At 69.8% G+C, this 12,570-nt stretch carries 11 protein-coding genes; 2 read left to right on the plus strand and 9 right to left on the minus strand.

Annotated elements, in window-relative coordinates:
• Nucleotides 1–269: 269 nt before the first annotated feature.
• Nucleotides 270–899: a DUF305 domain-containing protein gene (locus ACGFYN_RS36315; RefSeq protein ID WP_393870218.1), complete on the minus strand. Its 630-nt coding sequence runs from the start codon at nucleotides 897–899 to the stop codon at nucleotides 270–272.
• Nucleotide 900: 1 nt separating this feature from the next.
• Nucleotides 901–1,569 (minus strand): DUF3105 domain-containing protein, encoded by a 669-nt coding sequence (locus tag ACGFYN_RS36320; RefSeq protein WP_393870219.1) that lies wholly within the window; start codon nucleotides 1,567–1,569, stop codon nucleotides 901–903.
• A gap of 177 nt (nucleotides 1,570–1,746) precedes the next feature.
• Between ACGFYN_RS36320 and ACGFYN_RS36325 the strand changes: the two genes are divergently transcribed.
• Nucleotides 1,747–2,181 carry an RrF2 family transcriptional regulator gene (locus ACGFYN_RS36325; RefSeq protein WP_393870220.1) on the plus strand — a complete coding sequence of 145 codons (435 nt, stop codon included), beginning with the start codon at nucleotides 1,747–1,749 and terminating at the stop codon, nucleotides 2,179–2,181.
• A 414-nt stretch (nucleotides 2,182–2,595) separates the two neighbouring features.
• Here the strand turns inward: ACGFYN_RS36325 and ACGFYN_RS36330 are convergent, their stop codons facing one another.
• Nucleotides 2,596–3,783 (minus strand): globin domain-containing protein, encoded by a 1,188-nt coding sequence (locus ACGFYN_RS36330; RefSeq protein WP_393870221.1) that lies wholly within the window; start codon nucleotides 3,781–3,783, stop codon nucleotides 2,596–2,598.
• Between the two features lie 309 nt (nucleotides 3,784–4,092).
• Between ACGFYN_RS36330 and ACGFYN_RS36335 the strand changes: the two genes are divergently transcribed.
• Entirely contained in the window at nucleotides 4,093–5,454 is a 1,362-nt protein-coding gene (locus ACGFYN_RS36335) for a glutamine synthetase family protein (protein ID WP_393870222.1), read from the plus strand.
• 75 nt (nucleotides 5,455–5,529) lie between these two features.
• Here the strand turns inward: ACGFYN_RS36335 and ACGFYN_RS36340 are convergent, their stop codons facing one another.
• The 6 genes from ACGFYN_RS36340 to ACGFYN_RS36365 all read right to left on the minus strand — a co-directional run bounded on the left by ACGFYN_RS36340 (nucleotide 5,530) and on the right by ACGFYN_RS36365 (nucleotide 12,570).
• Nucleotides 5,530–6,798 (minus strand): tyrosine-type recombinase/integrase, encoded by a 1,269-nt coding sequence (locus ACGFYN_RS36340; protein ID WP_393870223.1) that lies wholly within the window; start codon nucleotides 6,796–6,798, stop codon nucleotides 5,530–5,532.
• Nucleotides 6,799–6,878: 80 nt separating this feature from the next.
• Nucleotides 6,879–7,118 (minus strand): helix-turn-helix domain-containing protein, encoded by a 240-nt coding sequence (locus ACGFYN_RS36345; RefSeq protein ID WP_393870224.1) that lies wholly within the window; start codon nucleotides 7,116–7,118, stop codon nucleotides 6,879–6,881.
• A 485-nt stretch (nucleotides 7,119–7,603) separates the two neighbouring features.
• Nucleotides 7,604–9,076, minus strand: a complete 1,473-nt coding sequence (locus ACGFYN_RS36350) for an ATP-binding protein (RefSeq protein WP_393870225.1) — start codon at nucleotides 9,074–9,076, stop codon at nucleotides 7,604–7,606.
• Between the two features lie 2 nt (nucleotides 9,077–9,078).
• Entirely contained in the window at nucleotides 9,079–9,951 is an 873-nt protein-coding gene (locus ACGFYN_RS36355) for a bifunctional DNA primase/polymerase (protein WP_393870226.1), read from the minus strand.
• Nucleotides 9,952–10,052: 101 nt separating this feature from the next.
• Nucleotides 10,053–11,951 (minus strand): FtsK/SpoIIIE domain-containing protein, encoded by a 1,899-nt coding sequence (locus ACGFYN_RS36360; RefSeq protein ID WP_393870227.1) that lies wholly within the window; start codon nucleotides 11,949–11,951, stop codon nucleotides 10,053–10,055.
• A gap of 304 nt (nucleotides 11,952–12,255) precedes the next feature.
• Nucleotides 12,256–12,570, minus strand: coding sequence for a hypothetical protein (locus tag ACGFYN_RS36365; RefSeq protein WP_393870328.1), 315 nt, complete (start codon nucleotides 12,568–12,570; stop codon nucleotides 12,256–12,258).

A 12,570-nucleotide genomic window follows, 5' to 3' on the forward strand; every position in this document is an offset into this window, starting at 1 on the left:
CCGGCGATCATGGGCAGTGTCGCTGCCATGCTCGCGGCGCGCATCGTGGCGCGGTTGGATCTCATAGAACCCCCTGCGATGCGGTTCTTCGCATGTGTCGGTCGCGCCTGCCTCTGGTGCCCCACACCGCGGCGGAGGCGCGGGCAGTGGATCAAGCGATAGGGGCCACTCTTGCGATGAACCGTTCATGCCAGGGGAATGGGTAAGCCAAGAGAAGCCCAAGGAACCGTCAGGTTGGGCGATTTGAGGCTTTCGTTCCATCAATGGCGTTAAGAACGGGCCTGTGCGCCACGTTCCTTGAGCATGTCCGCCATCAATGTGATCTCCGACTGCTGGGAGTTCACCATGCCCTGCGCGAGGTCCTTCTCCACGCCGACCGTGCACTTGGCGACGCAGCCCTCGGCCATGTGGATGCCGCCCTTGTGATGGTCCGTCATCAGCTGGAGGTAGAAGACCTCCGCCTGCCTGCCGTTGAGGGTGCCGAGCTTCTTCATCTCGGTGTCGGTCGCCATCCCGGGCATCAGCGAGCCGTCCCCGCGCTCGGGCATGCCGCCCATGCCCATCCAGGACATCGGCGGTTTCGCCGAAACCTTCGGCAGCCCCCACAGATCCAGCCAGCCGAGCAGCATGCCACGCTGGTTGGCCTGCGTCTGCGCGATGTCGTAGGCGAGCCGCCGCACTTCGGTGTTCTTCGTGCGATCGCGGACGATGTACGACATCTCGACGGCCTGCTGGTGGTGCACCGCCATGTCGCGGGCGAAGCCGGCGTCGGCGGACTCGGCCGCAGGCGTGCCCGGGGCGGAGTCGCCGCCGTCCTCGGCGACCGCGTAGGTGATGGCGCCGGCCGCGACGAGCACCGCCGCGGTGGTCCCTGTGATCCAGCCGATGTACGCCTTCACGTCACATCGTCCCGCCCGTGCAGGAGGCGCCCGGCTCCGGGGTCTGCTTGCCCTGCACGTACGTCTCGAAGAACTTGGCGACCTTCGGGTCGTCGGCGCTCTTGACGCTCAACTGGTGGCCCCAGGCCGACAGTTCGATCGGCGCGGACTGGTCCGCGTACGGGCTCATCAGCGAGTACGGCGTCTGCTTGACCTTCGCCGCGAGCGCGGCCACGTCCTTCTTCGCCGCCTTGTCGGTGTACGTCACCCAGACCGCGCCGTGCTCCAGCGCGTGCACGGCGTTCTCGTCCTTCACGGCCTTGGTGTAGACGTTGCCGTTGCAGTTGAGCCAGACCGGGTTGTGGTCGCCGCCGACCGGAGGGTGCATGGGGTACTTCACGATCGTCTGGACGTGGTTGCGGGTCAGCTTGCCCGTCCAGGTGCGCACGCCGTCCGCGCCGGTGACGAAGTGCCCCGAGCCCTGGGCCTTGGAGTCGCTCGCGGTGTCCTTCTTGCCGTCGTCCTGCGACTTCACGACGTAGACGCCGCCCACCACCAGACCGGCGACGACCACCACGCTCGCCGCGACCGTCAGGATCCTGTTGCGCCGCTGCCGGGACTGCTCGGCGCGCCGCATCTCCTCTATCCGCGCCTTGCGTGCCGCACCGGTGGTCTTGTTGGCGGAGCCCATGGGGGTGTCCTTCGGGGAAAAGGGACGGTCGGGTTCGCTGATGGTAATGGGGCGGGAGGGACGTCTCGCAGGCAGGCCACAGGATTGGCCGGATCGACAGGAACCCGACAGGAACCGGCCGGCGGGACGCACCGCCGATAAGTTGAACCCGAGATGCACATTATTTAGGCTGGTGGTATGCGGCTCCTCCGATCCACCGACCTCGCTCTGCGCGTGCTCATGCGGCTCGCGGTCGCCGGTGAGACCACTCCCACCACCCGTGACGTCGCCGCCGACATGGACGTGCCCTACACCCATGCGGCGAAGGTCGTGGCCGAACTCCAGCACATGGCGCTGCTCGACGCCCGTCGCGGCCGGGGCGGCGGCCTCTCGCTCACCGCCAAGGGCCGCACGGCCTCCGCGGGCGCCGTCGTCCGCGCCTTCGAGGGCGACGGCGACGTCGTCGACTGCGAGGGCTCCACCCCCTGCCCCCTCGCCCCAGCCTGCCGCCTCCGCGGCGAACTCCGCCGCGCCCAGGAGGCGTTCTTCGCCTCGCTGGACCCGGTGACGGTGGAGGACATCGCGGCCGGGCCCACGGGGGCGCTGTTGCTGGGGATGCCGGGGGTTCGTTGACCCGTGCGGGGGCCGGACGGTGCCTTTGCCCTTACGGCGAGGGTGCGGGCCGTGGGGCACATCGGCGGGGGCGCCGGCTGTGTGCCGTGCCTGCCCCCTGATCCGGCTCGCCTCGGCGGCCGCGCGGCCCGGGCGCCTTGCCGGGATGCGGGCGGTTTGTTGACCGTTGCGGGGGGCGGAATTCGCTTTTGCCTTACGGCGGTGTGGCGGGTCGTGGGGCACTTCGGCGGGGGTGGGGGCTGTGCGGCGCCCGTCCTGTGAACGGCTCGCCTCGGCGGCCGCGAGCGCGCGGGCGCTCTGTCGGGATGCAGGTACGCCGGTCGACCCCCACCGCCTCTTGGGCTCGAGCCCCTTGTGTGACGGGGTGGGCCGGCACCCCGCAGGGATGCCGGCCCGCCCCGCACTGCTTTCGGCTCAGGCCCGGGTCAGCCAGAGGTCCGGGCCGAAGACCTCGTAGTGGATGTCGGCCGGGGCGAGGCCCTTCTCGATGAGCTGGGTGCGGACCGCGCGCATGAAGGGGAGGGGGCCGCACAGGTACGCGCGCGTGCCCTCGGGGACGGCGACGTCGGTGAGGTCGACGAGCCCGGTGCGGGAGCCCGGGGCCGCGTCCGCCTCGTACCAGAAGTGCGCGGAGGCGTCCGGGAGCTTCTCGGCGTAGGCCTCGTGGTCGACGCGCAGGGCGTGGTCCGCGGGGGAGCGGTCGCCGTGCACGACGGTGACCGGGGTGCGGTGACCGGTCTCGGCGAGCCGCGCGAGCATGGCGACCATCGGGGTCACGCCGATGCCCGCGGAGGCGAGCAGCAGGGGCGTGCCGTCGCTGTCGTCGAGGACGAGGTCGCCGTACGGGGCGGACAGCTCCAGGACGTCACCCTCCCGCACGCGCGCGTGCAGGTGGTTCGAGACCTCGCCGTCGGGCGCCGCAGCCTCGCCGGGCACCCGCTTGACGCTGATCTGCCGGATCGTCGAGCCGGGCGCCCCGGAGAGGCTGTACTGCCGTATCTGACGGGCCCCGTCCGCAAGCTCGACGCGCACCGACACGTACTGGCCCGCGCGGAAGTCCGCGACCTCCCCGCCGTCCACCGGGCGCAGCCGGAACGTGGCCACGTCCGCGGTCTCCGCGAACCGCTCCACGACCTCCCAGCACCGCCGGCCGGTCTCGGCGGACTCCTCGTACAGCCGCTTCTCGATGGCCGCGAGGGCGTTCGCCATCAGCCAGTAGACCTCGTCCCATGCGGCCGCGACCTCGAGGGTGACGGCCTCGCCCAGGACCTCGGCGATGGCGGCGAAGAGGTGTTCGTGGACGAGCTCGTACTGCTCGGGGGTGATGCCCAGCGAGGCGTGCTTGTGGGCGATCCGGGACAGCATCGCGTCCGGCCGCCGGTCCGGGTGCTCCAGCAGGTGCGTCGCGAACGCGGCGATCGAGCCGGCCAGCGCCTGGCGCTGGGTACCGGCGGCCTGGTTCCCGCGGTTGAAGAGGTCGCGCAGCAGTTCGGGGCGGGCGGCGAACAGCCCGGCGTAGAACCGCTCCGTGATCTCGGCGAGCGAGGCGCCGACGGCGGGAAGGGTGGCGCGGACGGTGGCGGCGGCTGGTTCGGAAAGCATCGGGGCTCCTCGTGAACTCGGGACGACCGAACGCTAGTTAAACTTGCATCTGAGACGCAAATTAAAGCGGCGTGGCGCTCCTCACGTGCGAGGTGGGGCGGGGCATTACGGATGTCAGTCCGAGCAGGCAAGATGGGCAGCAGAGCCGTACACCCGCCGTATGCGAGGCATTCAGACCCACGTCGTCCACATCGATCAAGGTCTGCAACGCGCATGAAATGCTGTTGTGGTGTGATGCTCAGGTGCCCGACCGCCTCCTGCGGGACACGGAGACAGGCGGCCTGATCAGCAAGGATGGGGAAGCGGAAGATGGACAAGCAGCAGGAGTTCGTGCTCCGGACCTTGGAGGAGCGCGACATCCGGTTCGTACGCCTGTGGTTCACGGACGTGCTGGGCTTCCTCAAGTCCGTCGCCGTGGCCCCGGCCGAGCTCGAGCAGGCCTTCGACGAGGGCATCGGATTCGACGGCTCCGCGATCGAGGGCTTCGCCCGGGTCTACGAGTCGGACATGATCGCCAAGCCGGACCCCTCGACCTTCCAGATCCTGCCCTGGCGCGCCGAGGCCCCCGGCACCGCCCGCATGTTCTGCGACATCCTCATGCCGGACGGCTCCCCGTCCTTCGCCGACCCGCGCTATGTCCTCAAGCGCGCCCTGACCCGCGGCTCCGACCTGGGCTTCACCTTCTACACCCACCCGGAGATCGAGTTCTACCTGCTCAAGGACCGCCCGCTCGACGGCACGCGTCCGACCCCGGCCGACAACTCCGGCTACTTCGACCACACCCCGCAGAACATCGGTATGGACTTCCGCCGCCAGGCGATCACCATGCTGGAGTCGATGGGCATCTCGGTCGAGTTCTCCCACCACGAGGGCGCCCCGGGCCAGCAGGAGATCGACCTGCGCTACGCCGACGCGCTGTCCACCGCGGACAACATCATGACCTTCCGCCTGGTCATGAAGCAGGTGGCGCTGGAGCAGGGCGTCCAGGCGACGTTCATGCCGAAGCCGTTCTCGGAGTACCCGGGCAGCGGCATGCACACCCACCTCTCGCTCTTCGAGGGCGACCGCAACGCGTTCTACGAGTCCGGCTCGGAGTACCAGCTCTCCAAGGTCGGCCGCTCCTTCATCGCCGGTCTGCTCCGGCACGCGGCGGAGATCTCCGCGGTCACCAACCAGTGGGTGAACTCCTACAAGCGCATCTGGGGCGGCTCGGAGCGCACGGCAGGTGCCGGCGGCGAGGCCCCGTCGTACATCTGCTGGGGCCACAACAACCGCAGCGCCCTGGTCCGGGTACCGATGTACAAGCCGGGCAAGACCGGTTCCGCGCGCGTGGAGGTCCGCTCCATCGACTCCGGCACCAACCCCTACCTCGCCTACGCCGTCCTGCTGGCTGCCGGCCTCAAGGGCATCGAGGAGGGCTACGAGCTCCCGCCGGGAGCCGAGGACGACGTCTGGGCCCTCTCGGACGCCGAGCGCCGCGCCATGGGCATCGAGCCCCTCCCGCAGAACCTCGGCGAGGCCCTGGCCCTGATGGAACGCAGCGACCTGGTCGCCGAAACCCTCGGCGAACACGTCTTCGACTTCTTCCTGCGCAACAAGCAGGCGGAGTGGCACGAGTACCGGTCCGAGGTGACGGCGTTCGAGCTGCGGAAGAACCTGCCGGTGCTGTAAGGGCAGGTCGGGACGGGTTTCCTGCTGAATCGGCGAATGGGGCCGACGGTCACGGACCGTCGGCCCCATGGCGTCTCACTGCCCCTGGGCCGTCTCTGGGCCGTCGTGCGCTGGATCGGTGCCCTCGTACAGGCTGTCCACGGCCTTGCGGGCGCGTGCGTCGCTGCTCGGCATGAGGTGCGTGTAGACCCGGAGTGTGAACCCCGGATCGTTGTGTCCGAGGTAGTGACTCAGGGCTTTGATGTTCTCGCCGGCGTCCAGCAGGACCGAAGCGTAGAAGTGCCTGAGCGCGTGCATGCCGTGTTCGCGGGCGGCCTGGTGACGCTCGCCCGGCTTCGGGGCGGGGATGACTCCGGCCGCGACGAGAGCGGGCTTCCACGTGCGGTCATTGAAGTCGGTCCGTCGGACTGCGCCTGAGCCGTCGAGGCGGGTGAAGAGCAGACGCTTGGTGATGAGGGGGCCGTCCGGCCGGAGCCACGGCAGCGTGACCTCGACCGGGGGGAATGCCTCTATGTGCCTCTTGAGGATGTGCGCCACGCGGTCCGGCAAGGGAACGTCGCGAATCTTGTTCCGCTTCGGTGGGGAGAATACGAGACCCTGCTTCGTCACCTTCACCTGATTCGCGATGTGCAGCCAGCCGGAGTCAAATCCGATTTCGTCGACCGGGAGCCCGAAGACCTCCCCTTGCCGGAGCCCGCATCCGCCTCCAAGGTCGACTGTCGCGCGGTAGCGCTCCGGCAGTGCTGCCTGTACGGCGAAGACGCGCTCTGCGGCCCACGGCACAACGCGACCAGTTCCCGCAGCAGGTGGCCGCACGGATTGCGCGTGGCACGGGTTCTTCGACAAGTGGCCGTCGTCAACAGCCGCGTTGAGGACCGTCGACACGTTGTTGTAGATCACTCGCCGGTACGACGACGCGGGTACGACTCGCTCCAGTTCGCTGAGCCAGTCTCGGATGTGTTCCGGCTTGAAGGACCCGAGCGGGCGCGGTCCCAGGTATGGGATCGCGTGGCCGCGAATCGCGGAATCGACTGACGCGCGCGTAGTCAAGTCGGTGGTCTGGGTGTTGAGCCACTTCTCGGCGTACTGCCGAAAGGTCATCCGGCTAGCGGCGGGATCGATGTACTGGCCGCGCGACATGTCAGCCTCGATGTGGGCAAGCCACTGGTCGGCCAGCCGCTTCTGTCCATCGGGGAATGACTTGCTCTTCTCGGTGCCGTCCGGACCGATGTACCGGGCGCGGTATCGCAGGCCTTTGCCGTATCGGTCAGTTCGCGCACGGACGGTCTTGCCATTGGCGTCAGTTTCGGTCTTGTACCAGCGGTCTTGGATGTGGCCAGCCATGCGGTGGCGGTCCTTCCTCAACAAGGCGCAGGGAGAGCCGCTGGTAGCGGCTCTCCCTGCTCTACTTGGCGGGTGGTTGGTCAGGCGGCGTTGCGATCGGCGTCCTTGCGGCCGGTGACGTACGCGCGTACGTCGGCGGGGTCGTAGCGGAGGTGCTTGCCGATGCGGAAGCCGGGCGGGCCGGTGCGCTTTTTGCGCCACTGGTAGACGGTCTCTAGGGGCACCTCGAACACCTCGGCGATGTCGTCGGGGGTGAGGTACCGGTCAGGGAGGCCGCCACGGAGAGTGGCGCGCGGGTCGGGATCTATCGGCTTTGTCATGGGGCTCCAAGCGGGATGGCCGCGTCTGTCCGAGGTGCGGATTTCTGCGTCACGGCGTCACCAGCGTCATTTGGGCTTCTGACCTGCGACTTTGTGTGACGCGGCGCCGAGAGGGTGCGTCATCGGCGCGTCACGGGCTGCGTCATCGCGTGACGCAGATGACGCAGGATGACGCAGAGGATGCCGTCTGCGTCACGCCTGTTGCCGCAGCTCAGGGGCCGTTTTCCGGCGTGCGTGACGCACGTGACGCAGCGTCTTCCCTCTTAAGACAAAAGAGGGGGTGTCTGTCGTAGTGGCAGCGGCGCCTTAAAGCGTGAAGAAGGAGCCGCTTCGCGGCGCGACCCTGGGGCGGCGGCGGGGCCGCCGGAACAGCAGTAACGGGCCGCTGCGCGGCGCGTCCTTTGGGCGGCGCATGGCGCCGAACAGCAAGAGGAGCACGCGCCGCCTGGTGCTCTTCTTGCTTGTCCGGGCGGGCGCGCGGCGAGTCAGAACGCCTGCTGCTCGTGGGGCGGCGAAGTGGCCGGGCGGGTCATTTCGAGGTAGCGGCCCGTCCGGGTGCGGCCCGAGTCGATGAGCACGCCCCGTGCGGCCAGGGTTGGTTGGAGGCGCTTGAGCCGGTCGGAGAGGACTTTGCCGGTGGTCGGCCAGCCCTTGGGCAGGGGGCGCGGCTCGTCGTTGCTGTAGAGGCCGCTGAGGAGGTGCAGCCACTCGGTGGACGTCATCCGCTGGACGCCGCCCGGCTCGATGGTCTCCGCATGCTTGAGCACGGTCTGCGCCAGGAGGTCGCCCTCGATGACGTCGTCATTGAGGTCATCGAGGCTGGCCCGGTAGGCGGGGAGTGCCCCGAGCCCGGTTGCGGCATCGAGCTGGGCGCACAGGTGGGCGAAGTCTGCCATCCGCAGGTCGGTCGGGGTCTCCGCCTCAACGGCGCGCACCTTGACCGCGAGATCCAGGAGCGAGCCGAGGACGACGGGCAGCGCCTCCGCGTACTCCGCCCACAGCTCCGCTTCGGTGCGCCGGACCTTGGGCCGCTCCAATCGCAGCGGCAGGAGCCGTTCGGCCAGGTCGCCGCGGATGACACCGACGTCGATGCCGGTCAGCAGCAGCGGGCGGCGGTAGCCGACGCGGAAGACGTCCCCGTCGGTGAACAGGGCGCGCTTGACGCTTTCGGCTCCGGTGACGACGCAGCACACGGCGTCGGAGAGTTCCGGGGTGAGGTGGGAGAGGTTGTCCAGCGCGGTGACCCAGCCCGCCGCCACGGCTGCGATCAGGTTTTCCTCGTCCCTGGGGGCGCGGCGTAGGTCGCCGCTCATGCCCTCGATGATCCGCACGAGCATCCGCCCGCCGGTGGACTTGCCCGCGCCCTGCGGCCCGGTGAGGAATGGTGCCGGCACGGGCACGGACGGCCCGAGGCAGCCGATCAGCCAGGCGATGGCCAGGCATTCGGTCTCGGCGGTGGCGAAGTTGCACAGCCGGAGTAGCAGGTCGATGCCTTTGCCGTCGGTGTCCTTGACGGGCAGGGGCAGTTCGCCGGTGAGTTGGGTGCGCCGCCAGCAGACCTCGTGCGGGTCGGGGGTGGCGATGTCCCAGCCGGTGGGGTGGATGCGGACGGACTGTCCGTCGCTGCGGCCCAGGTCGAGCCAGGTTGCCCTGTCGAATCCGGGGGCTACGCGGATGTGCACGGGCTGTACGTCCTCGGACAGGGCGAGTGCTTCGATCAAATCCAACGCCTCCTTGAGGGCGGTGCCGTTGAAGACGCCGCGCCCGTCTTTGAACAGGCCGACCATGAGTTCTTGGCGGTGGCTGCCGGTGGTGCCTTGGGAGCGGATGGGGCGGGCCACGGGGTGGCCGTTCTTCTGTGCGTAGACGGTGCCGTCGGCGGTGCGGAAGTAGCGGAAGTGTTCTTGGGCGTAGTCGGCGATGACCTCGCGGGCCGGGGTCTTGTCGTCCTCGGACATGGCTACAGTCCCAACCTGGTACGGGCGTTGGTCCACGCGTCGGTGCAGTGCCGGGCCGTTTCGCCCTTGGCCTGCGCGGCGGTGAACAGGCGCGTGATGTGGGCGTCGGTGAGGCAGCCGCAGCGGCCGTGTGTGGACAGCACCGCGAGGAAGGTCCGGTAGACCTCGGCGTGAATCCCGCTGCGCGCCTCGGTGATGCGCTGCTCCGCCATGGCGATGCCACGAGCCAGATAGGTCGGCGTGCGGTGCGGGCACTCCCCGCCTCCGACCGGTGCGGGCACGGGGACGGCCACCGGCCGGATGGCGCGGGGTTCCTTGACGACCAGCGCGCGCACGATGTCCGGCAGGGCGGTGGCGGTGCCAGTGCCGGGCCCGAGCCAACGGGCGTACTGCATCAGCGACTTGATGTCGACGCCGGGTCGTACGGCGTTGGCGGAGGGCATGACGCCCTGGTAGAGCCAGTGCTCGCCCCGGGTGGTGGGCACGGTCTGCGTGGTGGGTAGGGTCGCGCGGGCCCACGTGATGGCGTCGGCGTTGTCGAGGTCGACGACCGTCAGTCCGGCGCCGCCCGGGTGGTAGGCGACCGCCGCCGCCTGGCCCCATGCGCGCTGCCACAGACGGGAGTTGATGACGTCCGGGTCGGTCGTGGCGGCGGCCCACGCGTGGCAGGGTGCCGGGCAGTAGCAGGGTCCGGCGGTCTTCATGTTCGGCCGTCCGCCGCACGCGTTGCCCGCGCAGGTGCGGCAGTTGCCGAAGGGGACCTTGCCCACACGTAGGGGCAGCACGGGAATGTCGGATTCGGCGAGGTCCAAGGCGACGGTGTGCAGGTGCTCACTCACGCTGCGGGCTCGCCGGATGTCGGTGAGTTGGGTCATGCTAGAGGTCTCCAGTTCTCTGCTGGATTGGCGGCGGCCCCGCTTCATTGGCGTGAGGGGGCCGCCGTTGTCGTGCGTGCGAGTGGGTGAAGCGCGGGTGCTCAGGCCGCTTCCTTGCCGGGCAGGAGCATCCCGTCGTCGCTCTTGCGGAGGTCTCCCGCAGCGGTGAGCGCCTTGATTTCGCGCGAGACGGTGCCCTTGTTGATTCCGGTCCGGTCGGTGACGTCCCGCAGGGTGCGCGCACCGTCAGCCACGGCCCGCAGCACCCGGTCCCGATTCGTCTCCGCCACAGGGGCCGTGTTCTCCGCCGGGGTGGCCTGCTCCTTGACCAGTCGGAGCGTGGATCCGGTCGGCTTGGAGGAGCCGCGGTGCCAGATGGGCCGGTCGGGCAGGGCGATGACGTCGGCCGGGGAGAACGCGCGGGTGCTGATCGGATGCGGCTTGGCCTTCGGCCCGGAGCGCAGCATCGCCACGCCGGGCATCGGCAGATCGTGTGCGTGCCAACCCCTCTCGGTGGCGTCCTCACCGAACACGACCCGGGACTCCCCGGAGGTGCTGAGGGCGAGGGCGGCCCGGTAGGTGATCTGTGCGCTGATCTGCGGGTCGATACCGCCGTTGCGGTCCATGGTCGGCTTCTGCGTGGCCCAGATCAGGATGATCTCGGCGGCGCGCGCCATGCGGGCCAGGGTGGTCAGGTTCTCCATGATCCGGCTCCAGTCCGGATCCCCCGGGTCGTCCTTGGTGGGCTTGGCGCGGGTCTTTGCGGCCATGGAGATGACCTCGGCGCCCTCGTCCACGAACACCGTGATGCGTGGCCGCTCCGGACTGATGGCGATCACGTCCTGGCCGCGCGGGATGAGCTCCAGGCGCTCGTGCATCTCCGCGACCAGGTCGTCGGTGACGTCCAGGACCTCGTCCGGGGTGATGGCGGTGCGGGCGCGGTGCTGCCAGTTGATGGCCTCCACCCGCTTGGGGTCGATGACGACCAGGCGGTGATCCTCGGCCTCCGATCCCTCCGCCAGCAGCGCGCGGGTCGACCAGGACTTGCCCGACCCGGAGGTGCCCGCGACCAGCATCCGGCGCCCGAGCGGCACCATGACCGGCTCGCCCGTCACGGAGTCGACGCCCCACGGGGCGCCGGGCGCCCAGCCAGACAAGTCGATGCCGTCGGCCGCGCTGCGAGTCCGCAGCGTGATCGTGGCCCGGTCGCCGTGGCTGCCCGAGGTGATCTCCATGCGTAGGTCGGTGCGCGCCCCGAGCAGGGCCCGGATCTCATCCGCCTTCGCCCGGAACGTTTTCGGCGTCCACCGGCCATCGAGGCGGACGTGTGAGACGAGTCCGGCCGGGGTGAGCTTGGCCGGGGTCGGCACGGTGCCCGCCAGGCCGCGCGCGTCGGCGTTCTGGACCCAGAACGACGGGTCCAGCCGCGAGGCCAGGCGCCGCTCCTCTGCGGTCATCCCGTCATCGAGCCGCACCGACGACTGACGACGGCCCAGCCACAACCCGGCGGCGTTCAGGCCGATCAGCCCAGCGGAGAGGGACGCCGGCCACAGCGTGAGCGCGTGCGCCGCCTCCGACATCAGCCACGACGCGAGCCCGCCGGGCACCGCGTGCGCGGCGTGCGTCTGCACCGCGCGGGCCGCGAGGGTCGCCGGGTAGTTCTTGCGCGCCTCCTTCAACACCGACCGCGCCTGGCTGTGATGCTGCCGCGCGGCCTTGTGAGCCGTGCGCGCGGCCCGACGGGTCCCCGACAGCGGATTGTTCGACGCCTTGCGCGCCGCGCTGCGCTGGTTGCGCGCCATCGCATGCGTGGAGCGGGCGGAGTTGTGCTCGCGCTGCGCCACCATGAGCGCCTTGAGATTCTCCGACGTCCGCAGCTGCGCCCGCCGCTCCGCCTCACGGTCCCACCGCGCGGCGAACGGCGCGCACATCGGCGAGAGCGCATCCAACGCGCTGTTGGTCGTAGCGGTGGTGGTCGACCATGCTTGTTTCCAGTCCACGAAAGGGTCCTCCAAGACCGTGGATCAGGGCCGGTGCGCCGTTGCGTGGCGTCACCGGCCCGCCCGATTTGGGATGGTTGGCGCTGCCGGTTGCGTCGGCAACGCCGGTTGAACCCCCGCAACCGCATCTGACCTGCGAAGTTGCGGAGTTGCGCCGTTCCGAGGAGAGGGGCCCTACGCGCACGCGCGCGTAGAGCGGCGGAAAATCAGGCCGCGCAACCCCCTGGCGGGGCCCTGAACGGCCGTTCGTGGCCCGGGGGTTCTGCCCCCTCACGCGAGGGGGCTCGGACGCCCCACGGGCCGCCTACGACTTCCGCCCGCTCCGGGCGAATTTGAAGGTGATGCCACCGGCCCCAATCGGTCCGGCGGTCTGCGTGATGACAGTGAAGGCGTGGGCCGCAGCGTCGAGTAGCGCGCACAGGGCCGCGACCAGTCCCCAGCAGCCCATGGCGGCGGCTCCGGCGATGGCGATGGGGAAGAGGTAGTGGCGCATCGGGCGTCCGGCCGGGTCGGTGGTGTGGACGACGATGACGACGGGCTGTCCGGTGGCCTCCGCGCGCCGGTAGGCGTCGGCGGGAATGTGCGGGGCGATGATCCCCGGCGGGTCGCGGTGGTCCAT

This window comes from Streptomyces sp. NPDC048419 (assembly GCF_043200415.1).
Lineage (GTDB): Bacteria > Actinomycetota > Actinomycetes > Streptomycetales > Streptomycetaceae > Streptomyces.

Excerpts from the sequence above, each read along its gene's own strand:
- ACGFYN_RS36365 (WP_393870328.1), bottom strand. The coding sequence starts at position 12,570 with ATGGACCACCGCGACCCGCCGGGGATCATCGCCCCGCACATTCCCGCC.
- ACGFYN_RS36355 (WP_393870226.1), bottom strand. The coding sequence starts at position 9,951 with ATGACCCAACTCACCGACATCCGGCGAGCCCGCAGCGTGAGTGAGCAC.
- ACGFYN_RS36330 (WP_393870221.1), bottom strand. The coding sequence starts at position 3,783 with ATGCTTTCCGAACCAGCCGCCGCCACCGTCCGCGCCACCCTTCCCGCC.
- ACGFYN_RS36340 (WP_393870223.1), bottom strand. The coding sequence starts at position 6,798 with ATGGCTGGCCACATCCAAGACCGCTGGTACAAGACCGAAACTGACGCC.
- ACGFYN_RS36325 (WP_393870220.1), top strand. The coding sequence starts at position 1,747 with ATGCGGCTCCTCCGATCCACCGACCTCGCTCTGCGCGTGCTCATGCGG.
- ACGFYN_RS36345 (WP_393870224.1), bottom strand. The coding sequence starts at position 7,118 with ATGACAAAGCCGATAGATCCCGACCCGCGCGCCACTCTCCGTGGCGGC.
- ACGFYN_RS36335 (WP_393870222.1), top strand. The coding sequence starts at position 4,093 with ATGGACAAGCAGCAGGAGTTCGTGCTCCGGACCTTGGAGGAGCGCGAC.
- ACGFYN_RS36320 (WP_393870219.1), bottom strand. The coding sequence starts at position 1,569 with ATGGGCTCCGCCAACAAGACCACCGGTGCGGCACGCAAGGCGCGGATA.
- ACGFYN_RS36350 (WP_393870225.1), bottom strand. The coding sequence starts at position 9,076 with ATGTCCGAGGACGACAAGACCCCGGCCCGCGAGGTCATCGCCGACTAC.